Source organism: Variovorax sp. PEI5 (assembly GCF_056679935.1).
The window spans coordinates 207,009-228,446 of the sequence record NZ_JBWXPH010000004.1 but is presented as its reverse complement, the minus strand read 5'-3'; the positions used below and the strand labels follow the sequence as shown (position 1 = coordinate 228,446).

The following is a 21,438-nucleotide window of genomic DNA, read 5'->3' as shown; positions in this document are numbered from 1 at the left end:
CCAGCAGCGGCCGCCCGATGTCGGCGATCAGCAGGTTGAACAGGGTCGCGGCCTGCGGCGTGAAGCGCTTGAGCTTCATGTCGCGGTCGATGAAGATGGTGCCGATCTCGGCCGAGTTCATCAGATTCTGCAGATCGTCGTTGAGCTTGGTGCTGTCCTCCACGCGCAGCGTGAGCTCGGTGTTGACGGTGGTGAGCTCCTCGTTGACCGACTGCAGTTCCTCGCGGCTGGTCTCCAGCTCCTCGGTGGTCGAGCGCAGTTCCTCGTTGATGGTCTGCAGTTCCTCGTTCGAGGCGCGCAGCTCCTCGGTGAAGGCGGTCGATTCGCCGACCGTGTTGCGCAGGCGGGCCTCGAGCTGCAGCAGCTCGGCCTCGAGCGCCTCGACCACCGGATCGCGTTCCGCGCGCTCGACCAGCGGCAGATTGAGGCTCTTGCGCACCTCGTTGAAGACGATCAGCATCATCCGCCCCGGCGCTTCGTCGAGGGCCGGCCGCACGGTCATGATCACGGCATGCGGCACGCCGTTGACGACCAGGCGCACGCGCGAGGCCTCGATGCTCGAACCGGTCTGCGCGGCCCGGTGGATGGCGGTGCGCAATTCGACCCGCAATTCCGGCCGGATCAGCTTGAGCAGCTTGTTGGTCGGCGCGCCCTCCGGCACGCGCAGCAGGTGCGACGCCCGCTCGCTGACGTGCAGCACGGTGTCGTCCTGGTCGACCAGGACGGTCGGCGGCGAGTACTCGCGCAGGATGCGCTCGTGCAGCATCTCGAGCGGCGGCTTCGGCGCCACCTCGCGCACCAGGCCTACCGGCCCCACGTAGACATCCGGGATGCGTGTCGGGATCGGCGGCAGCACGCGCGCCTTGGTCGACTTGGCATTGACGCGGTAGATGCGCCGGATCTTGTCGACGTCCTCGAAGTGACCCTCGGCGGCATCGACGGTCTCGGAGCTGCCCATGAACAGCAGCCCGTGCAGCTTCAGCGCGAAGTGGAAGCTGCGCAGCGCCTGGGCCTGAGCGGACCGGTTGAGGTAGATCAGCACGTTGCGGCAGCAGATCAGGTCCATCCGCGTGAAGGGCGGATCGCTCAGCAGGTTGTGCGCGGAGAAGATGACGCTGTCGCGCAGCTCCTTGTTGATGCGCAGGCCGGCGTCCTCCTGGATGAAGAAGCGCTGCAGCCGGCTCGGCTCGACGTCGGCCGCGATCGACAGCGGGAACACGCCGGTACGCGCCGACGCCACCGCGCGCTCGTCGATGTCGGAGGCGAAGACCTGGATCTGCGGCCCGTGCGGACCCAGCAGCTCGTGCAGCAGGATGGCGATGGAATAGGCCTCCTCGCCGGTGGCGCAGCCGGCCACCCAGGCGCGGAAGGGCTGGATGCCGGGCCGCTCCTCGATCAGCCGGCCCAGCGCCTTGCGCAGGGCCTCGAAGGCGTCGGGGTCGCGGAAGAAGTTGGTGACGCTGATCAGCATGTCCTGCAGCAGCGCCGGCGTCTCGCGTGGCTGGGTGTCCAGGAGCTTGCGGTAGGTGGGCAGGTCGGGGACGGCGTTGACCTGCATCCGCCGCTCGATGCGCCGCAGCACCGTGCCGCGCTTGTAGTCGGAGAAGTCGTGCCCGGTGCGCTCGCGCAGGATCGCCTTGATGGAGACCAGCGCCTCCTCGGCCAGCACCTCGGCCTCGCCGGTCGAGGACAGCACTTCCAGCTCGGCGGGCGGATGCGGCAGCTCCAGCCGGCGGGCGTTTTCCCAGAGCAGCACCAGCTGGGCCGGCATCTCCTCCAGCGTGAGCACGAAGTCGATCACGCCGGTCTGGATGGCGGCGCCGGGCATGCCGTCGAACTCGGCGTCCTCCAGGCTCTGCGAGATCGCGACGCCGCCCAGCTCCTTGACCCGGCGCAGCCCCTGCGCCCCATCGCTGCCGGTGCCCGACAGCACGATGCCCACGGACCGCTCGCGATGCGCCTGCGCCAGGGTGCGGAAGAACAGGTCGATGGAACTGCCACGCGCCTGCAGCGTGAGCAGGGGAGCGACGTGCAGGTGCCCGTCGCTCATGATCAGCTTGAGCGCGGGCGAGATCACGTAGATGTGATCGACCTCGATCCTCACGGATTCGGTGACGGTCCGGATCGGCAGCGCTGTCGCGCGCTGCAGGATCGCGCCGAGCATGCTCTCGTGCTCGGGGCTCAGATGCATCACGACGACGAAGGCCATGCCCGGCGCGGGCGGCATCCTCTGCAGCAGCTTCTGCAGCGCGCCCAGACCGCCCGCCGAGGCACCGATGCCGATGACGGGGAAGTTGAGATGGCTCTTGGCGACGTCGAATTCTTCGGGATCTGCTGTGCTTGAGAGCATCATGTTCTATAAGGGCCAAACAACGTCCGGACCCGAGTTTGAACCAAGAGGTCCGGCGATTCCCATCGAGGTCGGACGCAATTGAAACGTCGTGTTACGCGTCGTCGCGCCCGCCGCGATCGACGATATGACCGAAGGATATCCATGCCCATGCCCCATCTCCAGCGGGATCGCCCGGAGACCGCCGACGTGCCGCTCGCCATCTCCGGCGGCGCTACCCGCCTGTACGTCATCCTGGGAGATCCGGTGGCGCAGGTGCAGGCGCCGCGTCTCATGAACCGCCTGTTCCACGACGAGCACCGCGACGCGGTGATGCTGCCGGTGCATGTCGGCCCGTGCGAGCTGGCGAGCGTGATGCGCGGGTTGCGCGACATCCGCAACCTCGATGGCATCCTGGTGACCATTCCGCACAAGTTCGCGGTCCGCGAATTCGTCGACCGCCCGAGCGACATGGTGCGCCTCACCGGTGCGGTCAATGCGCTGCGGCGCGACGCCGACGGTGGCTGGTCCGGCGAGAACTTCGACGGCCGCGGCTTCGTCGCCGGCCTGCACGACCAGGGCCATGCCACCGAGGGCCGGCGCGCGGCGCTGGTCGGCACCGGCGGCGCGGGCGTGGCCATCGGCGCGGCCCTGGTCGCGGCCGGCGTGCGTTCGCTGGCGGTCACCGACCTGGCGCCCGACAAGGCGATCGAACTGGTCGCGCGCCTGGACACCCTGCGCCCGGGCGTGGCCCGCTTCGAGCCGGTGATCGACTGGCGCGAGGTCGACCTGGCGATCAATGCCACGCCCCTGGGGCTGCGGGCCGACGATCCCCTGCCCTTCGACGTGGCGGCCCTGCGCGCGGACGCGCTGGTCGCCGAGGTCATCATGAAGCCGGCGCGGACGGCGTTGCTGGAGGCGGCGGCCCGGCGCGGCCTGGCGACGCAGCCGGGCCTCCACATGCTGGCGTCGCAGATCGCGCTGTACCGGACCTTCTTCGGACTCGACGGCTGACCGGTGGGGGGCTCGCGGGTTCAGGCCCGCGGATCGGCGGGCCGGTCGCGCAGCCGCCGCTCCTGCTCGCGCGCCAGCCACAGCGACAACAGCGCCCAGGCCGCCGACAGCGGGATCGCGATCGCGGCCAGGCCGGCGAAGCCGATGCCGAGCGCGCCCAGGCCGCTCGACAGCCAGCCGCTGGCGGCATCACCGCCCCGGTAGACCACGGTCTCGATCGCGTTCTTGGCCTTGTACTTGGCCTCGCGCGAGACCACGGTGAACAGCACCTCGCGCGCCGGGCGCGCGATGGCGTAGTCGCAGGCCCGGCGCAGCGCCTGCGCGCCTGCCAGCACCAGCAGCGCCGGCGACCAGGCCACGGCGACGAAGGCCAGCGCCGAGGCCACCGGCAGCAGCAGCAGCGCCGTGCCGAGGCCCAGCCGCTTCATCAGGCGCCCGGTGACGAAGACCTGCAGCAGCAATGTCGACGTCGACACGCCCAGGTCGACCAGCGCGAAGAAGCGCGTGCGCGATGCCGTGTCGGCGAAGGCGTCGGCCACGATGCGGCCCTGCTCGAAGTACAGGAAGGTCGACGCCGCCGTGTGCAGCAGCAGGTAGCCGCACAGGCCCAGCAGGTAGGGCGAGCGCACGATCAGTCCGAGCCCGGCGAACACGCCGCCGCCCAGCGGGCGCGCGGCATCGCCCTCGCCCTCGCCCTCGCCCGCCCCCCGACCCGCGTCGAGGGCCGCCGACCCCGTCGCTCGCGGATGCAGGCCATGGAAGCACCGCAGCGCGGCCTCCAGCAGCAGCGCGGCGCCCAGCGTGAGCGCGACCGGTCCCACCGTCGAGACCAGCGTGGCGGCCAGCGCCGGACCGGCGAAGGTGCCGGCGGTGCCGCCCGCCGCGATGAAGCCGAACAGCCGGCGGCCCTGCGCGTTGCTGAACCGGTCGGCCAGCACGCTCCAGAAGATGCTGACCACGAACAGGTTGAAGACGCTGATCCAGACGAAGAAGACCCGGCCGACCCACACGCTCTGCACGTCCCGCGCGATCAGCACGCCGAAGACCACGATGCTGGCCGTGAAGAAGCGATAGGCCAGCGGCACGAAGCGCCGTGGCGGCAGGCGCGCCACCAGCGCGCCGAACAGCGGCACCAGCATCAGCATGGCGACGAAGGTGCCGGAGAACAGCCACTGCAGTTCCTGCGCCCCGCCGGCCAGGCCCAGGGCATCGCGCAATGGCCGCAGCAGGTAGTAGCCGCCCAGCAGGCAGAAGAACCAGCAGAAGCCGAGCAGCGTGGCCCGCACCTCGCCGGCCTCGACGTCGACGCAGCGGCGCAACAGGCGGTGCAGCGGCAGGCCGTGATGCATGGGAGGACGTTCCACCTTGGCGCGGCGAACGCGGCTAGCTGAAGCGCAGCGTGACGACGCCGGCCAGCACCAGCGAGGTGCCGGTGGCGCGCGACCAGCCGAAGCGCTCGCCCAGCAGGAAGGTGCCGATCAGCGCGGCGAACACCACCGAGGTCTCGCGCAGCGCCGCGACCAGCGCCACTGGCGCCTGCGTCATCGCCCACAGCGCGATCGCATAGCTGCCCAGCGATGCCGCGCTGCCGCCGAGGGCCAGCGGCACGCGACCCCGCATGTAGACCAGCGCCTGCCGCCGCCGTGGCCCGGCGCGCCACAGCACCAGCGCCAGGTAGGGCAGGCCGTCGAACAGGAACAGGGTCGCGACATAGGCGAAGGCCTCGCCCGCGACCCGCACGCCCAGGCCGTCGACCACGGTGTAGGCGGCGATGATGCAGGCATTGGCCAGGGCGAAGGCCAGCGCCTTGCGGCGCCCGGCGGCATCGGCCGGCGGGCCGCCGGCGCGCGCCAGCCCGACCAGCAGCACGCCGGCGCACAGGATGCCGATGCCGGCCCAGGCCTGAGACGAGAGGCGTTCGCCCACCAGCGCCGCGCCCGAGACCGCCACCAGCAAGGGCGCCGAGCCGCGCATGATGGGATAGGTCAGCCCCAGGTCGCCATGCCGGTAGGCGCCGGCGAGCGCGACGTAGTAGCCGACGTGGATCACGACCGAGGCCGCGAGGTACGGCCAGGCCGCGGGCGGCGGCGGGCCGAACCACAGCACCGCCGGCAACGCGAACAGCGCGCCCAGGCCGTGGATCAGGGCGGTGTCCAGGGCCTTGTCGCCGCCGGACTTGATGAGCGCGTTCCAGCCGGCGTGCAACAGGGCGGCGAACAGGATCGCCAGCAGGATCGGCGGGCTAAGCGCCATCTCGGACGCGCCGCGCGTGGCAGCGTCGGGCGATGGCGAGGTAGTGGTCGAGCCCGGGCGTGCGCAGGTCCCTGACCTTGGCCTGGTCGTCCCACAGGCGCAGCCGCACGGCATCCGACGCGTGCGGCCGCTCGATGAAGGCGCGCGCCTGCCGGGCCGTGAACTCGCCGCCCTGCAGCGCCAGGCTGCGCCTGGAATCGGCCGACAGCGCGGCCGTGTAGCCCGGCCGGGTCGCGCACAGGTAGCGCTTGGCATCGACATGCCAGCGGATGGCATCGAGCACGCGCTCGGAGAACAGCCCGCGCAGGAAGGGCACGACCGCGAACTGGTGGCGGTCGTCGATGCCGCGCTCGGTCGGCGTGCCGTCCAGGTCGTGCAGCAGGTGGCCGAGATCGTGCAGCAGGGCCGCGCAGACCAGGTCCTCGTCGGCGCCCTCGCATTCGGCCAGCCGGGCGCTCTGCAATGCGTGCTCGGTCTGGGTCACGGGCTCGCCGCTGTACTGGCCGCCGCCGCGCCGCTCGAACAGCCGCTCGATGTCGTCGAGGGAGAGCGCCATGGGGACTCAGGCCTCGGCGGTGGAGCGGCTCGCGCGCCGGCTGGCGGGCGCGATGGGCGCGGCACCGGCAGCCAGCGGCGCCACGGCCGGTGCGCCGCCATCGTTGTGCAGGGTGCGTTCACGACTGTTCATGACGTGGTCGAACATGGCCTGGCCGGCGGCCTCGGCATCGCGCGCCGCGATCGCCTTGACGATCTGGCGGTGCTCGCGGGTGTAGATGGCCATCGACTCGACGGTGAGGTTGCGGCGCCGGATCAGCGACAGCTCCTTGATCAGGCGGCGATAGGTGGCGGTGAACTTGGCATTGCCGGCCAGCCGCAGCAGGGCATCGTGGAATTCGAGGTTGAAGCGGTGGAATTCCTGGCCGTCGCCGGCGCGGGTCGCGCCATCCATGGCGTCGACCAGCTGGCGCAGTCCCTTGACCTGGGCGGCGGTGCAGGTCTCGGCGAGCTTGCGGCCGATGTACATCTCCATCACGGCGCGCAGCTCGAAGATCTCCAGCGCCTCGTGCAGCTCGACCGCGCGGACGAACACGCCCCGGTTCTTCTCGGTGCGCACCAGGCCGGCCTCGTCGAGCATGCGGAAGGCCTCGCGCACCGGGCCGCGCGAGACGCCCAGCCGCGTGGCGAGCGTCGCCTCGGTCAGCTTGCTGCCCGGCGGCAGTTCGCCCGACAGGATCATCCGCTCGATCTCGTTCTGCACCAATCCGGCCAGCGAGTTGCCCTGGAGTTGTGCGATGGCCAGGCTGGCGGGTGTCTCGATGCTCATTGGGGGCTCCCTGAAACAGGCAATTTTCCAGATTGTCTACGATCTGGAAAAAACAATCTACCAAAGCTGGCCTCCATTTTGCTTGCGGTCGATGTCACGCGGATGACATCTGCGGCCACCACAGTCCCGCCCGTCCCCACTTGGAGTAGTTCAATGAAACGCACGACACGGCAGCTTCTCGCGGCCATCTCCGGACTGGTCCTCGCCGCCACCACGGCCGCTCCCGCATGGGCGCAGAAGCAGCAGCTGATCGTCTACACCGCCCTGGAGACCGATCAGCTCAAGGCCTACCAGGAAGCCTTCAACGCGGTGAACCCCGACATCGAGATCAAGTGGGTGCGCGACTCCACCGGCGTCATCACGGCCAAGCTGCTGGCCGAGAAGGCCAATCCGCAGGCCGACGCGATCATGGGCGTGGCCGCCACCAGCCTGGCCCTGTTCGACCGCAACGGCATGCTCGAGCCCTACGCGCCGATGAACCTCGACGCCATCATGCCGGCCTACCGCGACCGCAAGAGCCCGCCGGCCTGGTTCGGCATGGATGTCTTCGGCGCCACGGTCTGCTTCAACACCGTCGAGGCGAAGAAGCGCAACATCCCCATGCCCACGACCTGGAAGGACCTGACCCGGCCCGAGTTCAAGGGCCAGGTCGTGATGCCCAATCCGGCCTCCTCCGGCACCGGCTACCTCGATGTCGTGTCCTGGCTACAGCTGTGGGGCGACGAGGCCGGCAAGGGTGGCGGCTGGAAGTACATGGACGCGCTGCACGAGAACATCGCCCAGTACACCCACTCCGGCTCCAAGCCCTGCAACATGGCCGCGGCCGGCGAATACGTGGCGGGCATCTCGTTCGAGTACCGGGCCCACGCCAACAAGGCCAAGGGCGCGCCGATCGAGCTGGTGTTCCCCAAGGAGGGCCTGGGCTGGGACCTGGAGGGCTTCGCCATCTACAAGGGCACGCGCAAGCCGCAGGCGGCCCGCCGGCTCGCCGACTGGGCCTCGTCGAAGGACGCGATGCGGCTGTATGGCAGGAACTTCGCCATCACGGCGCAGCCGGGCATCGCACCCAAGCTGGCCGGCATCCCGGACGACTACGAGGCGCGCCTGATCAAGCTCGACTTCGACCAGGCCGCCGCCAGCCGCGAGGCGACCCTGGCCGAATGGTCCAAGCGCTACGACGGCAAGAGCGAGGCGCGCAAGCAGCCATGAGCGACGACGCCTACCTCGCGCTCAGCGGCATCCGCAAGCGCTTCGGCGCCTTCGATGCGCTCGGCGGCATCGACCTGTCGATCCGCCAGGGCGAGTTCGTCTGCTTCCTGGGCCCCTCGGGCTGCGGCAAGACGACCCTGCTGCGCATCATCGCCGGGCTGGAGACGCAGAGCGCCGGGCGCATCGTGCAGGCCGGGCGGGACATCTCGGTGGCGCCGCCGGCGCGACGCGACTACGGGATCATGTTCCAGTCGTATGCGCTGTTCCCCAACCTGACGGTGGCGCAGAACGTGGCGTATGGTCTGGTGAACCGGCGCGAGGGACGGGCCCGGATCACCGCGCGCGTCGACGAGCTGCTCGGCCTGGTGGGCCTGCCGGGCAGCGGCGGCCGCTTCCCGGCGCAGCTCTCGGGCGGCCAGCAGCAGCGCGTCGCGCTGGCGCGCGCGCTCGCCACCTCGCCCGGGCTGCTGCTGCTGGACGAGCCGCTGTCGGCGCTCGACGCCACGGTGCGGGTCCACCTGCGCAACGAGATCCGCGCGCTGCAGCGCCGGCTCGGCGTGACGACCATCATGGTCACCCACGACCAGGAGGAGGCGCTGTCGGTGGCCGATCGCATCGTGGTGATGAACCAGGGCGTGATCGAGCAGGTCGGCACGCCACTGCAGGTCTATCGCGAGCCGGCGTCGCCGTTCGTGGCCGGCTTCGTCGGCAAGGTCAACCGGTTGCGGGCGGTGGCCGATGGCGACCACTGGTTCCGCTGCGGCGACAAGCGCCTGCGCTGCGCGCCCGGCGCCGGTGCCGACTTCCGCTCCGGCAGCGCCGTCGCGCTGTACCTGCGACCCGAGGACCGGGTGGTCGGCGGCGCGTCGGCGGGCGATCCGCTGCATTGCACCGGCACCGTGCGCCACATCGAGTTCCTGGGCGGCAACTGCCTGGCCGAGGTGGCGGTGGAAGGCCTGGACGGACAGGCCTTGCAGATCCAGTACTCGCTCAACCAGATGGACGAGTTCGGCGTCCGCGAAGGCGCCGCCGTGAGCTTCGCCCTGCGATCCGACCGGCTGCGGGTCTTCGCCGCCGGCGCCGCCGCATGAACACCGTGGCGGCGACCCTGCGCCCCCGGCCGCCGTTGCGGCGGCCGGCGCAGGCATCCGGGCGCCTGGCCGGCCTCGGCCTGCTCGGCGTGCTGCTGGTGCTGGGGCTCGGCCTGGTGGCACCCCTGGCGCTGATCCTGTCGAAGGCGCTGGATGCGCCGACGGGCTCGGCGGTCTCCGGGCCGGGCGCCTTCGCCGCCTACCTGGGCTCGACAGCGCTGCGGTCGAGCCTCTGGAACAGCATCCGGGTCTCGCTGACGGTGACGGCCATCGTGCTGCCGCTGGCCTTCGGGTTCGCCTATGCGCTCACGCGCAGCCGCATGCCGGCCAAGGGGCTGCTGCGCACCGTGATGCTGCTGCCGCTGCTGGCGCCATCGCTGCTGTCGGCGATCTCGCTGATCTACTGGTTCGGCAACCAGGGCCTGGCCCGCGACGTCTGGCTGGGCCTGGGCTTCTCCGGCATCTATGGCGCGCCGGGCATCGTGCTGGCCGAGTGCTTCGCGGTGTTCCCGCACGTGCTGATGATCCTGGTCACCGCGCTCTCGCTGGCCGACGCGCGGCTCTACGAGGCCGCCGACGCGCTGGGCACGGGCACGGTGCGCAAGTTCCTCACCATCACCCTGCCGGGCGCCAGGTACGGCCTGATCTCCGCCGGCCTGGTGTGCTTCACCCTGGTCATCACGGATTTCGGCATCCCCAAGGTGGTGGGCGGCAACTTCAACGTGCTGGCGACGGATGTCTTCAAGCTGGTCATCGGCCAGCACGACTTCCAGCGCGGCGCCGTGGTGGCGCTGCTGCTGCTGGCGCCGGCGGTCCTCACCTTCGCCATCGACGGCCTGGTGCAGCGCCGGCAGACCGCCACGCTGACCGCGCGCGCGGTGGCACTGGTGCCCCGCCGCTCGCCCGGCTTCGATGCTGCCATGACGCTCTACGCGCTGCTGCTGGTGGCGCTGGTGCTGGCGGTGTTCGGCATGGCGGTGTTCGCCTCCTTCGCCAGGCTGTGGCCCTACAACCTGACGCCGGGCCTGGACCACTATGTCGCCGGCCTGATCGACGCCGCGCTGGCCGAGGCCCTGGTCAACAGCCTGAAGCTGGCCGCCGGCACCGCGCTGGCCGGGACCGCCGTGGTGTTCGCCGGTGCCTACCTGCTGGAGAAGACCCGGGGCTTCGACGCGCTGCGGCCGGTGGTGCGCCTGGTGGCGATGCTGCCGATGGCGGTGCCGGGCCTGGTGCTGGGCCTGGGCTACATCTTCTTCTTCAACGCGCCGGGCAATCCGCTCAACGGCCTCTACCAGACCCTGCCATTGATGGTGCTGTGCACGGTGGTGCATTTCTACACCACCGGCCACCTCACCATGGTGACGGCGCTGAAGGCGCTGGATGCGGAGTTCGAGGCGGTGTCGGCCTCCCTCAAGGTGCCGCTCTACAAGACCTTCTGGCGCGTGACGCTGCCGATCTGCCTGCCGGTCCTGCTGGACGTGTCGCGCTATTTCTTCATCAACGCCATGACGACGATCTCGGCGGTGGTGTTCCTGTATTCGCCCGACACCCGGCTGGCCTCGGTCGCCATCCTGAACCTCGACGAGGCCGGCGACACCGGTCCGGCCGCGGCGATGGCGGTGCTGATCGCCGGCACGTCGGCGGTCGTCACGCTGCTCTACCTGGTGGTCGGCCGGCTGGTCGAGCGGCGCACGCAGGCCTGGCGGGCCCCGGCCCGCTGAACCCGCGCGACCACGCGAGCCGTGCCTCCCGCCCTCGTTTCCCACTTCCTTCCCGCGCTCCATGGACACCCGCAACTCCTTCGACCTGATCGTGGTCGGCGCCGGCATCGTCGGCCTGGCCCATGCCTACACCGCCGCGCGGCGCGGCCTGAGGGTCTGCGTGGTCGAGCGCGACGCCGCCTGCGTCGGCGCCTCGATCCGCAACTTCGGCTTCATCACCGTCACCGGCCAGGGCGCCGGCGACACCTGGCGCCGGGCCCGGCGCGCGCGCGAGGTGTGGGGCGAGGTGGCACCCCGGGCCGGCATCGAGACGGTGCACCACGGCCTCTACCTGACGGCCTTCCGGCCCCGGGCGCTCGACGTCCTGCGGGAATTCATGGGCACCGAGATGGCCGAGGGCTGCGAGCTGCTCGACGTCGCCGAGGCCGCGCGCCGCGCGCCGGCGCTGCGGCTCGACGATGCCCGGGGGGTGCTGTACAGCCCGCACGAGATGCGGGTCGAATCGCGCACCGCCATCGGCCTGCTGACACGCTGGCTGGCCGAGGCCCATGGCGTGGTGTTCCGCTTCGGCGAGGCCGTGCTGGAGGTCGCCACGCCGCGCGTGCGCACCTCGCGCGCCGTGCTGCACGCCGAGCGCGTGGCGGTCTGCACCAACACCGACCTCCACGGCCTGTTCGCCGAGCGGCTGACGCCCCACGACCTGCGGCTGTGCCTGCTGCACATGCTGCGCGTGCGGCCGCAGCCGGGCTTCCGGCTGCCGGGCTCGGTCATGGCCGACCTCAGCCTGGTGCGCTACCACGGCTACAGCCGGCTGCCGGCCGCTGCCGCGCTGCTGGCGCAGATCCGGGAGGAGGAGGCGGAGTCGCTGGCCCACGGCATCCACCTGATCGTGGTGCAGAGCGCCGACGGCTCATTGGTGGTCGGCGACTCGCACCACTATGGCGCCGCGCCCGAGCCCTTCGCGCAGGAGCGGGTCGACGACCTCATCCTGCGCCACCTGCGCGAGACCCTGCGGCTCGACGCCGCCACGGTGACCGAACGCTGGGTCGGCATCTATCCCTCCTCGGACCACGCCGACTGCCTGATCGACCGGCCCGACGATGCCACCCGCCTGGTGCTGGTGACCAGCGGCACCGGCGCCAGCACCGCCTTCGGCATCGCCGAGGACACCTTCGCCGGCTGGTGACCGGCGCCTCCTGCCCACATCTTCTCCAATGACCACGCCACCCTCCCCCACCCGACTCTCGGCCGTCGTCTTCGACTGGGCCGGCACCATCCTCGACTTCGGCTCCTGCGCGCCGATGGGCGCCTTCGTGCGTTTGTTCGAGCAGTTCGGCATCCACATCGACATCGCCCAGGCGCGCGGGCCGATGGGCATGGCCAAGTGGGACCACATCCAGGCCCTGGGTCGGCTGCCCGAGGTCGCGGCGCAATGGGAACGCCGCCATGGCCGGCCCTTCTCCGATGCCGACGTCGATCATCTCTACGAGGTCTTCACGCCGCTGAACGCGGCGGTGGTGGCCGACTTCGCCGACTTCGTCCCCGGCGCGCTGGAGACAGTGGCGGACCTGCGCGCGCGCGGACTGGCGATCGGCTCGACCACCGGCTACAACCGGCCGATCATGGAGGTCCTCGGCCCGCTGGCCGCCGCCGCCGGCTACCGGCCGGACAACCTGGTGTGCGCCGGCGACCTGGTCGCGGGTCGGCCCTCGCCGCTGATGATGTATCGCTGCTTCGCGGATCTCGGCGTCTGGTGGCCGGCGACCGTGATCAAGGTCGACGACACCGGGGTCGGCATCCTGGAAGGCCGCCATGCCGGCACCTGGACCGTCGGCGTGGCGGTCAGCGGCAACGCCATGGGGCTGCGGCTCGACGAGTGGAACGCGCTGCCGCCGGCCGAGCAGCAGGCGCGCCGCGAGGCCGCCGGCGCTGCGCTGCGCGCCGCCGGCGCGCACTATGTCGTCGACTCGGTGGCCGACCTGCCCGGCGTGGTCGACGACATCGCCGGCCGGCTCGCGCGCGGCCTCAGGCCCTGACGCCTCGGCACAGCGCGACCGCCACGGCGGCCTCCAGCGTCAGCTCGCCGGTCGCCACCATGCGGTCGATCCCGGCGTCGGAGACGCATTCGAAGCGCAGCACCTCGCCATCCTGGTTGCGCGGCAGCTGGCCGGGCGCCAGCGCGCAGACGAAGGCGAACACGGTCTCGACCAGATAGCCGTGGCTGCCGGCATCGTCCACCGGCCGGCGCACCGTGAAGCGGCCGGCCGCCACCGGCGCAGCGGCGAGCTCGCGCAGGCGCACGCCGGCTTCCTCCCAGCTCTCCCGCTCCAGCGCCACCTCCACGGACTCGCCCGCCGCCACCAGCCCGCCGGTGATGGTGTCCCACTTGCCGGGATCGGTCGCCTTGTCCAGCGCGCGCTGCTGCAGCCACCAGCCCCCGCCATGCGGTTCGCGCGCGTGCAATTGCACCGCCCGGGTGTGGATGCCGAGGTTGCGCACCGCAGCGCGCTCGACCACCGCCAGCACCGGGCCCTCGACGTCGGCCATGGCGCGCACGGCGATCGGCTCGTCGCGCCAGCGACCGGCATGACCAGCCCGGTGCAGCCATGCGGCCACCTCGCCCAACGCGTCCGAGGCATCGCCGCGCGGCGCGACATGGCCCGCGCGATGGTCGACCACCAGCGGCAGCCCGGCCTCGACCAGAAGCTCCACCAGGGGCCAGGCGACGGAGCCGGCGACCCGGCCATCGACCCGCAGGTCGGCGCGGGGCGAGGCGGGTTGCTGGTGGGCGCGATCGCGCAGGGATGGCCACCAGGGGGGCGAGCTGGAGAGCGGTTGCGACATGGGCATGAGCGTACGTCATCGACCGCGCGACCCGGCGCATCCATCGGATGCCAAATCGGCGATATCCGATATCTCGCATTCATGTACCAAAGCCGTTATCCTGCAATAATCGGTCCTGGCATATATCTCGGCACCGCCGCTCCTCCTTCCGATCTCTCCATGGACTTCCCCCTGCACCTGACCCGCCAGCTGCGCGAGCACCTGCGCTCGCTGCGCAAGGCGCGCGGCCTGACGCAGGCCGGGCTCGGGCGGCTGCTCGGCGTCGGACAGGCGCGCATCGCCGAGATCGAGAGCAACCCGGGCGCCGTGAGCGTCGACCAGCTGATGCGACTGGTCTCGGCGCTGCAGGCGACGCTGGTGCTGCGGGACGAGGCGACCGGTGCGGCCAGCGGCCCGACCGACCCCGATGCGGCCGCTGCGGCCGATGCGGCTGGCGTGCTCCGCGTGGCCGAGGCGCCGCCCACGCGGCGGCGGACGGCGCCCGCGTCCCGGGAAGCGGCTCCCGGCGCCGATGCCGCCCCGGCGGGTGGTCGAGGCTTCGTCATCCCGCCCAGGAAGGGCTCGTGGTGACGGCGGGCCTGGATGCCTGGATGAATGGCGAGTTCGTCGGCACCTGGCGCGTGCGACGCGGGGTGCATGCCTTCTCGTATGCCGCGTCGTGGCGCGATTCCGGCAAGTCCCGGCCGCTGTCCCTGTCGCTGCCGCTGACCCGCACCCTGGAACTGCGCGGCGAGGTCGTGGCCCACTATTTCGACAACCTGCTGCCGGACAACGAGCGCATCCGCGAACGCATCGGCCGGCGCTTCGGCACCCGGACGCTGGATGCCTTCGCCCTGCTGCGGGCCATCGGCCGAGACTGCGTCGGTGCCGTGCAGCTGTTGCCCGAGGGCGCGGCGCCCGAGGGCTGGGACCGCGTGGACTGCGAACCGCTGACCGACACCCAGGTTGCCGACGCCCTGCGGGCGGTGCCCGACGATCCATTGGCGCGTGCCGGCGACGACGCGCCGCCATTCCGCATCTCGCTGGCCGGCGCGCAGGAGAAGACCGCCTTCGCGCGCGTCGATGGCCGCTGGTGCCGGCCGCTCGGCGCCACCCCGAGCACCCACATTTTCAAGCTGCCGCTGGGCGTGATCGCCAACACGACCCGGGTCGACATGTTCGATTCGGTCGAGAACGAGTGGCTCTGCGCGCGCATCGTCCGGGCGCTGGGCCTGCCGATCGCCACGAGCGAGATGGCCACCTTCGGCGACCAGCGCGCCCTGGTCGTGGAGCGCTTCGACCGCGCCTGGATGGATGACGGGCGTTGGATCGCCCGGCTGCCCCAGGAGGACTTCTGCCAGGCGCTGGGCCTGCCGCCGCATCTCAAGTACGAGAGCGATGGCGGTCCGTCCGTCGCCGCCGGGCTGGCGTTGCTGGCCGGCAGCACGGATGCCGGGACCGACCGATTGGCCTTCCAGCTCGCCCAGCTGGCGTTCTGGCTGCTGGCGGCGCCCGACGGCCATGCCAAGAACTTCTCGATCTTCCTGCGCCAGGGCCATGCCTACGAGCTGGCGCCGCTGTACGACGTGCTGTCGGTCTGGCCGTATGTGGGGCGGGGCCGGGGCCAGCTGCATGCGCGCCAGGTGCGGCTGGCGATGGCGCTGCGCTCGCGCAACGCGCACTATGAGATCCGCACCATCCGGGCCCGCCACTGGCACGACCTGGCCCTGCGCCAGGGCGGACCCCGGGTCTGGCAGGCCATGCGGGAGCTGGTCGAGCGGGTCGCGCCGGCCCTCGACCGCGTCGGGCGCGAGCTGCCCAAGGGTTTCCCGGAGCGCATCCGGGCACCGATCTTCGAGGGCCTGCGCGGCCAGGCGGCGCTGTTCCTGGCGGATGCCCGAGGCATGGACGACAGGGCGGACTGACCGGGCCCGGCCCGGCGCGCCGGGGCGGATGTCGCCGACCCCGGCGCTCGACGCCGCTAGCCGGCGGCCAGGGTCGTGGCCAGGCGCCGCGCGGTGCGCGCGCTGGCGCCCTTGCCAGTGATCGCCAGGGCCGGCGGATGCGCCAGCATGCGCTCGAAGACCGCCCGCACCTCCTGCGCGTCGATGGCGTCGATCAGTGCCAGCGCCTCGGCCAGCGGCGTCACGCCGCCGCTGGCGAACAGCTCCTCGACGGCCTGCTCCATGGTCGCGTAGGTCCGTTCGCCGGCGCGCACGCGGGCGACGCTCAGCTGGTTCCTGGCGCGCTCCAGGTGCACCGGATCGATGGCGCGGGCCTGCTCGCGCAGCAGCGTGCCGGTGGCCGCCACCAGCGCGTCGAGCTTGTCGGGCGTGGTGACGGCCTGGACCATGAAATGGGCCCAGACGTCGCCGCTGTCCATCAGCGAATGGGTGGTGTAGGCCAGGCCGAGCCGCTCCCGCACGGTGTCGACCAGCGGCGAGGACATGCCCTCGCCGAACACGTGGGCCGCCAGCGCGGCCGCCACCCGCCAGCGTCGCTCGGGCAATTGCTCCGGGGACGACGGCGCCAGGGGATAGGCCAGGTTCAGGAACACCTGCGAGACCTGCGTGAAGCGCTGCGCCAGGGCCTGGCCGACATAGGGCGCCGGCACCGGCGCCGGCGGCGCCGCGCCCAGTGCGGCCGGATCGGCCGCCGCCGGCATGGCCGCGAACAGCTCGCCCGCGAGCGCCAGCCAGGCCTCGACATCGAAATTGCCGGCCGCGACGACGACGGTGTGCGACGCCACGTGGTGGGCCCGGACGTGGCGCACCAGGTCCTCGCGCGTGAAGCCCTCGATGTTGCCGACGGTGCCGATCACCGGCATGCCCATCGGGTCGTCGCCCCAGATGGCCCGGTCGAGCAGGTCGCTGGAATGGTCCTGCGGGTCCTCCTCGTACTCGATCGCCTCCTGGCGGATCACCTCCAGCTCTCGTCGCAGCTCGGTTTCCGGGAAGGTGCTGTCGAGGACGATGTCGGCGGTCATGCGCAGCAGCTGCTGCGCGTGGCGCCCCAGCCCGGTCATGAAATAGCCGGTCATGTCCTTGCCGGTGAAGGCATTGACCTCGGCGCCCAATCGTTCCGCGTCCAGGTTGATGGCCTGCACCGAGCGCGTGCGGGTGCCCTTGAACGCCATGTGCTCCAGCACGTGGCCGATGCCGTTGGTCGCCGGTGTCTCGTCGCGCGAGCCGACGCGCAGGAACACGCCCACGCTGACGCTGCGGACCTGCGGCATGGGAATGGCGAGCAGCCGCGCGCCATTGGGCAACGCGCGCAGTACCGGGGTGTCGTCGATGATGTCGTTCGAGATGTGTGTGCCATGGACCATGACGCGATTGTCACGGGCCCGGCTCGACGGGTCCACGACGCACGCCGGGGACCTCCTACACCGTGACTTCGTAGATGTGGACCCAGGCCACATCGTCGTCGGGCACGAAATGGGCGCGCACGCCGGTGGCGATCGACTCGAACCAGGTGGCGTTGGTGGTCATGGGCCGGCGGCTCGCGGCCCAGAGCTTCACGGGCACCTGGTGCACCGGCAGGCCCGTCTCGAGATTCACGATCTCGAAGCCGCCCAGGGCGAAGGCGTTGCTGTTGGACGTCGCGGCGAAGGACGTGAGGCCGGTGTAGAGCATCTCGTGGTTGCCCAGGTACTGGTTGTCCTGGTAGTCGACATAGAAGGCGTGGTTCAACCGGCGCAGGTCCTTGGTCGGAACGAGCGCTTCGGGGCTGCCGGTCTGTCTGGCGTCCAGGGAGAAGCGATAGAAGCGTCTGGACCCCCAGCTGATGCCATGCAGCGAGTTGTCGTCGGTGTTGCGCGAGAGCCCCCCGATGTGGTCGCCAAAGCCGAACACCTGGGTCGCCCGCATGGCGGCCGGATCGATCTTGTAGAGCAGCGCCCGGCTGTCGGGGCGGTACTCCGCCACCGGCACCCAGAGGTGGGTGCCATCGAAGTCCATGCCGCCGGGGTGATAGATGGTGCCCTCGCCGATCTGCAGGTCGGCCAGCAGATTGCCATTCAGGTCGAACTTGAGGACGTGGCCCTTGCCGGTTCCAGGCGTGCGGTCGTAGCCACTCACCAGCGGATCGAGTTTCGTCGGCGAGGTGAGGATCTCGACCGTCGAGACATAGTAGGCATCCCCGATCCGCACCAGGCCCTGGGGATGGTAGGCGGCACCGGCCAGTCGGGTCTCGCCCACCTTGGTCCAGACGGTGGATGCGTTGAATTGCTTCAACTGCGCGCCGAGCGGGCTGGGCCGCGTGGCGGCGGTCGCTTCGGACATCACGCCGTTGCCGCCGCCATCGCCCCCGCATGCGGTCAGGCCGTGCGCCATTCCAAGGGTGGCGGTGGCAGCCAGGGAGCTGCGGAGAAAATTGCGTCGATCGTTCAAGGGGGTGATCCTCGGGACAGGGGGGGTCGGGCCAGCGACCCAGCTTAGGCAGGCTTTGTGAAAGCCGCGTGTCCGGTCCAGGGATCGAGGGCGCCCTGGATCGCGCCCGTCCTCACCCGCCTCGACGATGTCCGGCAGCATCCGGTGGGGTGCATCGGGCGCATCGGGCGCCGTCGGCATCGCATGGCGAGCCGTGGGCGGGCGGCCCTACGGGGTCGAGGTCGTCAGGTAGTCCACCGTGAGATGGGCCAGCGCGCGCACGCCGTTCACCAGAGCCGGTTCGTCGACATAGAACTCCGGCGAATGGTTGGAGGCCGCCTTGGTCACGTCCACGCCCTTGGGCGTCACGCCCAGGTTGAAGAACAGGCCGGGGACCCGCTCCTGGTAGAACGAGAAGTCCTCCGATGCCGTCGCCTTGGGGCCCAGCATCCAGTTGCCCTCGCCGGCCACGCGCTGCAGGGTGGGCGCCATCCGCGCCGTCAGCGCCGGCTGGTTGACGGTCGCGTTGTACAGCTCCACCACCTTGAATGTCGCCTCGGCGCCCGCGCTGGCGGCGATCGACTCGGTCGTGCGCTTCATGCGCGTGTGGATGTCCTTCTTCATGCCTTCGTCGTAGGTGCGCACCGTGCCCATCATCTCCACCTTCTCGGGCACGATGTTCATGCGGTTGCCGCCGTGGATCGTGCCGACGGTAATCACCGACGGTTCCAGCATGGCGTTGACCTGGCGGCTCTGGATCGTCTGCAGCCCCATCACGATCTGCGACGCCACCACGATCGGGTCGATGCCGCCCCAGGGCCGCGCGCCATGCGTCTGGCGGCCCTTCACGTCGATCCAGAACTGGTCGGCGGCCGCCATCGCCGCGCCACTGCGCCAGGCCAGCTTGCCCGACTCGATGGCGCTGCTCACGTGCAGGCCGAAGATGGCGTCGACCTTCGGGTCGTCCAGCACGCCTTCGGCCACCATCTGCTTGGCGCCCCACATGTTGCTGCCGTCGGGCTCGATGTCGGCCGGCGTCTCCTCGGCCGGCTGGAAGATGAACTTGACCGATCCCGGCAGCTGCGCCTTCATGCCCGCCAGCACCTCGGCCGTGGCCATCAGGATCGCCACGTGCGTGTCGTGCCCGCAGGCATGCATCACATCGACCTCCTTGCCGAGGAACTGGCCCTTGGCCTTCGATGCGAAGGGCACGTCGACACGCTCCTTCACCGGCAGCGCGTCCATGTCGGCGCGCAACGCGACCACCGGCCCGGGCCTGGCGCCCTTCAGCAAGCCGACCACCCCGGTCTTGGCCACGCCGGTCCTGACGTCGAAGCCGAGCTTGCGCAGGTGGTCGGCCACCAGCTTCGCCGTGCGCGTCTCGTAGTTGCCGAGTTCGGGGTGCTGGTGGATGTCGCGGCGCCAAGCGATCAGCTGGGCCTCGACCGCCTTGGCGCGCGTGTCGATCTGCGCCTGCAGCGATGCCGCGGCATCGGTGGCGCCCGCGCCCTGCGCCATGGCGGCCGTGGCGCACGACGCCAGGGCGACGGTCCACAACGGGCGCAGCAGGCTGGCGGGGCGGCGGGATGTGGCAGGTTATCTTGTCATGTCTTCCTTTCGAATGGGAGGGGGTCCGGTGTCCGATCCCGGCTCGCGTCACGTCCCGGCAACGCGATGCGTCGCCGGAACGGGCGCCTCTTATGATCGACCTTTTTCACAATCGAGGGACCCCATGTCTGTTTGGATGAAAGCGTTGCGCGTGGTGGCCATCGTCTGGGCACTGGCCGCGGTCATCGGCATGGGACAGGCCGTCCGTCCCTCGATCGAGGGCCAATCCATGCTGGCCGACTGGGCCAAATCCTTCGGCTGGCTGGTGGGCCTGCAGCTGCACTGGACCGGCAGCGAGACGGCCGAGGGCATGCGCGCCCTGCTCATGCGCAGCGTGCTGCAGGTGCTCTTCTACTTCGGCTGGATCGGCGCGCTGCTGGTCACGCGCGCACGGCGCAAGGAGGGCGACTTCGGCGTCTTCGAGCGGCACACCGGCATCCGGTAGAACCGCCACGGCGCGCGATCAGTTCCTGAACTTGCGGGTCAGGTCCTCGACGCGGGGCCCGCCGGCCTCGGCGCCGCTGGAGACCTTGATGATGCTCAACGTCCGCTCGGCGCCGGCTTCGAGCGTGGCCTGATGGACCGCCTGCAGGAGCGGCCAGATCCTCTCGGGCGGGCCCTCCACCACCGTGCCCAGGCCATGGACTTCGTAGCGCAAGCCGGACGACTGGATGACGGCGATGGCGGCATCGACATGCTTGTAGCGATCGGCGGCGGTGCCCGCCGGCCGGGGAATCACCTGGATCTCGGCCAGCACATGCCCGCTCGGGGTCGGTGCCACGGGCGTGGAGGGCGCGGGCTGGGCCCAGCTCGCGCCACAGGCCAGGAGCGACAGGGACACGAGCGCGGGGCTCAGACGGCGCAGAGGCGAAGACAGTGGATACGTCATGGAAGAACTCATGGGGGGCACCGGGTGGGCGAGCACTCGAGGCTCGCTTCCCCGGGCAGGGATCGCCCGGATCGGGTCCGGGGAGACTATCTCAGTCGGCGTGCCCTGCTACGCCGGATCCTCGCCAGCACCGCACGGGTCGGATGCCTTCCCCGTGCGACGCTCACCGCCAGGTCGAAGCCCCGCTGAGCAGCCGCGCCTCCCGGCCATGACGAGCGGACCGCGGCCAGGCCGATGTCCTGGAGACGCCGGCCCTGGCCGATGGCCAGCGCGGTGTCGAAGGCGGCACGCGCCAGCGCGCCCCCCGGCAACGCGCAGCGCGCGGCGGCCACCACCGCGTCGGTGATGGGACGGCCGTCGGCGAGGGCATGCGCCGCACCCAGCGCGGCGGCGACCCCCGTGCCGACGCCGGGAACGAAGGGCGCCACCATCTGGACGAACCGCAGCTGGTCGCGCACGTCGGCGATGCCCGCCCGCGCCGCGCCGTCGAGCGCGCTGGCGAGCCGGTCCCCGCGCAACACCGACCGTCCGGCATCGAAGGCGAACCGGCCGAGCGCCGTGGGCAGTGCCGCGCGCGATGCCACGGCCGAGGCCGCCCAGGAACAGGTCGGGTTCGAGCTCGGCCTGGTCGAAGGGCGGGTGGTGGAATCCATCGTCGAGCCGGGTCGTGGAGTTCATGGCGCGCATCCTTGGTCCTCGGGGGCCTTCGCAACGTTCGTACCCGAACGCCCTGCGGCAAACGGATCGCGTCGAACACTCCCGGACGGGCTTCGCGACAACGCTCGACGCTCGTCCGGCGCGGGGCCG

Annotated in this window: 19 protein-coding genes and 1 pseudogene; 9 read left to right on the top strand and 11 right to left on the bottom strand. The window is 71.0% G+C overall.

Annotation, left to right across the window (positions count from 1 at the left end; genetic code table 11):
- Positions 1 to 22: 22 nt before the first annotated feature.
- A pseudogene (locus tag AC1MLT_RS22780) lies at positions 23 to 2,227 on the bottom strand (CheR family methyltransferase); the annotation flags it as partial.
- A 273-nt stretch (positions 2,228 to 2,500) separates the two neighbouring features.
- On the opposite strand from AC1MLT_RS22780, the gene AC1MLT_RS22775 reads away from it, so the two are divergent.
- Entirely contained in the window at positions 2,501 to 3,343 is an 843-nt protein-coding gene (locus AC1MLT_RS22775) for a shikimate dehydrogenase family protein (protein WP_481036702.1), read from the top strand.
- A gap of 20 nt (positions 3,344 to 3,363) precedes the next feature.
- On the opposite strand, the gene AC1MLT_RS22770 is transcribed toward AC1MLT_RS22775, so the two are convergent.
- The 4 genes from AC1MLT_RS22770 to AC1MLT_RS22755 are packed head-to-tail and all read right to left on the bottom strand — an operon-like array spanning position 3,364 to position 6,920.
- On the bottom strand, positions 3,364 to 4,692 hold the full coding sequence (locus AC1MLT_RS22770) for an NTP/NDP exchange transporter (protein WP_481036701.1): 1,329 nt from the start codon (positions 4,690 to 4,692) through the stop codon (positions 3,364 to 3,366).
- 34 nt (positions 4,693 to 4,726) lie between these two features.
- Positions 4,727 to 5,596, bottom strand: coding sequence for an EamA family transporter (locus AC1MLT_RS22765; protein ID WP_481036699.1), 870 nt, complete (start codon positions 5,594 to 5,596; stop codon positions 4,727 to 4,729).
- Positions 5,586 to 6,152: a phosphonate degradation HD-domain oxygenase gene (locus tag AC1MLT_RS22760; RefSeq protein WP_481036698.1), complete on the bottom strand. Its 567-nt coding sequence runs from the start codon at positions 6,150 to 6,152 to the stop codon at positions 5,586 to 5,588. Before AC1MLT_RS22760 ends, AC1MLT_RS22765 begins: the two co-directional genes overlap by 11 nt.
- Before the next feature lie 6 nt (positions 6,153 to 6,158).
- Positions 6,159 to 6,920, bottom strand: a complete 762-nt coding sequence (locus tag AC1MLT_RS22755) for a phosphonate utilization associated transcriptional regulator (protein ID WP_481036697.1) — start codon at positions 6,918 to 6,920, stop codon at positions 6,159 to 6,161.
- A gap of 153 nt (positions 6,921 to 7,073) precedes the next feature.
- Here AC1MLT_RS22755 and AC1MLT_RS22750 point away from each other — a divergent pair, with 153 nt between their 5' ends.
- The 5 genes from AC1MLT_RS22750 to phnX all read left to right on the top strand — a co-directional run bounded on the left by AC1MLT_RS22750 (position 7,074) and on the right by phnX (position 12,977).
- Complete coding sequence (locus AC1MLT_RS22750; protein ID WP_481036695.1) at positions 7,074 to 8,129, top strand: putative 2-aminoethylphosphonate ABC transporter substrate-binding protein; 1,056 nt, start codon at positions 7,074 to 7,076, stop codon at positions 8,127 to 8,129.
- The gene (locus tag AC1MLT_RS22745; protein WP_481036694.1) at positions 8,126 to 9,220 is read left to right on the top strand and encodes a putative 2-aminoethylphosphonate ABC transporter ATP-binding protein; all 1,095 of its coding nucleotides are present in this window, start codon (positions 8,126 to 8,128) and stop codon (positions 9,218 to 9,220) included. The genes AC1MLT_RS22750 and AC1MLT_RS22745 overlap by 4 nt, the downstream gene beginning before the upstream one ends.
- Positions 9,217 to 10,941 (top strand): putative 2-aminoethylphosphonate ABC transporter permease subunit, encoded by a 1,725-nt coding sequence (locus AC1MLT_RS22740; RefSeq protein ID WP_481036692.1) that lies wholly within the window; start codon positions 9,217 to 9,219, stop codon positions 10,939 to 10,941. The genes AC1MLT_RS22745 and AC1MLT_RS22740 overlap by 4 nt, the downstream gene beginning before the upstream one ends.
- Before the next feature lie 61 nt (positions 10,942 to 11,002).
- Positions 11,003 to 12,127 carry a TIGR03364 family FAD-dependent oxidoreductase gene (locus tag AC1MLT_RS22735; RefSeq protein WP_481036691.1) on the top strand — a complete coding sequence of 375 codons (1,125 nt, stop codon included), beginning with the start codon at positions 11,003 to 11,005 and terminating at the stop codon, positions 12,125 to 12,127.
- Between the two features lie 28 nt (positions 12,128 to 12,155).
- Positions 12,156 to 12,977, top strand: a complete 822-nt coding sequence (gene phnX, locus AC1MLT_RS22730) for a phosphonoacetaldehyde hydrolase (RefSeq protein ID WP_481036689.1) — start codon at positions 12,156 to 12,158, stop codon at positions 12,975 to 12,977.
- Here the strand turns inward: phnX and AC1MLT_RS22725 are convergent.
- The gene (locus tag AC1MLT_RS22725) at positions 12,967 to 13,785 is read right to left on the bottom strand and encodes an NUDIX domain-containing protein (RefSeq protein ID WP_481036688.1); all 819 of its coding nucleotides are present in this window, start codon (positions 13,783 to 13,785) and stop codon (positions 12,967 to 12,969) included. The genes phnX and AC1MLT_RS22725 overlap by 11 nt on opposite strands.
- A 159-nt stretch (positions 13,786 to 13,944) precedes the next feature.
- Here AC1MLT_RS22725 and AC1MLT_RS22720 point away from each other — a divergent pair, with 159 nt between their 5' ends.
- Both AC1MLT_RS22720 and AC1MLT_RS22715 read left to right on the top strand, forming a co-directional pair.
- A complete protein-coding gene (locus tag AC1MLT_RS22720; protein WP_481036687.1) occupies positions 13,945 to 14,355 on the top strand; it encodes a helix-turn-helix domain-containing protein in 411 nt (136 codons plus the stop codon).
- A 20-nt stretch (positions 14,356 to 14,375) separates the two neighbouring features.
- The gene (locus AC1MLT_RS22715; RefSeq protein WP_481036964.1) at positions 14,376 to 15,689 is read left to right on the top strand and encodes a type II toxin-antitoxin system HipA family toxin; all 1,314 of its coding nucleotides are present in this window, start codon (positions 14,376 to 14,378) and stop codon (positions 15,687 to 15,689) included.
- Positions 15,690 to 15,745: 56 nt separating this feature from the next.
- Here AC1MLT_RS22715 and AC1MLT_RS22710 read toward each other — a convergent pair whose 3' ends face one another.
- The 3 genes from AC1MLT_RS22710 to AC1MLT_RS22700 form a co-directional block, all read right to left on the bottom strand.
- Positions 15,746 to 17,092, bottom strand: coding sequence for a M16 family metallopeptidase (locus AC1MLT_RS22710; protein WP_481036685.1), 1,347 nt, complete (start codon positions 17,090 to 17,092; stop codon positions 15,746 to 15,748).
- Positions 17,093 to 17,147: 55 nt separating this feature from the next.
- Positions 17,148 to 18,155: a DUF6454 family protein gene (locus AC1MLT_RS22705; RefSeq protein WP_481036684.1), complete on the bottom strand. Its 1,008-nt coding sequence runs from the start codon at positions 18,153 to 18,155 to the stop codon at positions 17,148 to 17,150.
- A gap of 207 nt (positions 18,156 to 18,362) precedes the next feature.
- Entirely contained in the window at positions 18,363 to 19,652 is a 1,290-nt protein-coding gene (locus AC1MLT_RS22700; protein ID WP_481036963.1) for an amidohydrolase, read from the bottom strand.
- Between the two features lie 226 nt (positions 19,653 to 19,878).
- On the opposite strand from AC1MLT_RS22700, the gene AC1MLT_RS22695 reads away from it, so the two are divergent.
- Positions 19,879 to 20,187, top strand: a complete 309-nt coding sequence (locus AC1MLT_RS22695; RefSeq protein WP_481036682.1) for a hypothetical protein — start codon at positions 19,879 to 19,881, stop codon at positions 20,185 to 20,187.
- Between the two features lie 18 nt (positions 20,188 to 20,205).
- Here AC1MLT_RS22695 and AC1MLT_RS22690 read toward each other — a convergent pair whose 3' ends face one another.
- Both AC1MLT_RS22690 and AC1MLT_RS22685 read right to left on the bottom strand, forming a co-directional pair.
- A complete protein-coding gene (locus AC1MLT_RS22690; protein ID WP_481036681.1) occupies positions 20,206 to 20,583 on the bottom strand; it encodes a thiamine-binding protein in 378 nt (125 codons plus the stop codon).
- Positions 20,584 to 20,717: 134 nt separating this feature from the next.
- On the bottom strand, positions 20,718 to 21,284 hold the full coding sequence (locus AC1MLT_RS22685; protein WP_481036679.1) for a hypothetical protein: 567 nt from the start codon (positions 21,282 to 21,284) through the stop codon (positions 20,718 to 20,720).
- Positions 21,285 to 21,438 lie beyond the last annotated feature (154 nt).

Excerpts from the sequence above, each read along its gene's own strand:
- AC1MLT_RS22740 (WP_481036692.1), top strand. The coding sequence starts at position 9,217 with ATGAACACCGTGGCGGCGACCCTGCGCCCCCGGCCGCCGTTGCGGCGG.
- AC1MLT_RS22775 (WP_481036702.1), top strand. The coding sequence starts at position 2,501 with ATGCCCCATCTCCAGCGGGATCGCCCGGAGACCGCCGACGTGCCGCTC.
- AC1MLT_RS22755 (WP_481036697.1), bottom strand. The coding sequence starts at position 6,920 with ATGAGCATCGAGACACCCGCCAGCCTGGCCATCGCACAACTCCAGGGC.
- AC1MLT_RS22715 (WP_481036964.1), top strand. The coding sequence starts at position 14,376 with ATGAATGGCGAGTTCGTCGGCACCTGGCGCGTGCGACGCGGGGTGCAT.
- AC1MLT_RS22745 (WP_481036694.1), top strand. The coding sequence starts at position 8,126 with ATGAGCGACGACGCCTACCTCGCGCTCAGCGGCATCCGCAAGCGCTTC.
- AC1MLT_RS22725 (WP_481036688.1), bottom strand. The coding sequence starts at position 13,785 with ATGTCGCAACCGCTCTCCAGCTCGCCCCCCTGGTGGCCATCCCTGCGC.
- AC1MLT_RS22700 (WP_481036963.1), bottom strand. The coding sequence starts at position 19,652 with ATGGCGCAGGGCGCGGGCGCCACCGATGCCGCGGCATCGCTGCAGGCG.
- AC1MLT_RS22720 (WP_481036687.1), top strand. The coding sequence starts at position 13,945 with ATGGACTTCCCCCTGCACCTGACCCGCCAGCTGCGCGAGCACCTGCGC.
- AC1MLT_RS22710 (WP_481036685.1), bottom strand. The coding sequence starts at position 17,092 with ATGGTCCATGGCACACACATCTCGAACGACATCATCGACGACACCCCG.
- AC1MLT_RS22765 (WP_481036699.1), bottom strand. The coding sequence starts at position 5,596 with ATGGCGCTTAGCCCGCCGATCCTGCTGGCGATCCTGTTCGCCGCCCTG.
- phnX (WP_481036689.1), top strand. The coding sequence starts at position 12,156 with ATGACCACGCCACCCTCCCCCACCCGACTCTCGGCCGTCGTCTTCGAC.
- AC1MLT_RS22750 (WP_481036695.1), top strand. The coding sequence starts at position 7,074 with ATGAAACGCACGACACGGCAGCTTCTCGCGGCCATCTCCGGACTGGTC.
- AC1MLT_RS22695 (WP_481036682.1), top strand. The coding sequence starts at position 19,879 with ATGAAAGCGTTGCGCGTGGTGGCCATCGTCTGGGCACTGGCCGCGGTC.
- AC1MLT_RS22760 (WP_481036698.1), bottom strand. The coding sequence starts at position 6,152 with ATGGCGCTCTCCCTCGACGACATCGAGCGGCTGTTCGAGCGGCGCGGC.
- AC1MLT_RS22770 (WP_481036701.1), bottom strand. The coding sequence starts at position 4,692 with ATGCATCACGGCCTGCCGCTGCACCGCCTGTTGCGCCGCTGCGTCGAC.
- AC1MLT_RS22685 (WP_481036679.1), bottom strand. The coding sequence starts at position 21,284 with ATGGATTCCACCACCCGCCCTTCGACCAGGCCGAGCTCGAACCCGACC.
- AC1MLT_RS22735 (WP_481036691.1), top strand. The coding sequence starts at position 11,003 with ATGGACACCCGCAACTCCTTCGACCTGATCGTGGTCGGCGCCGGCATC.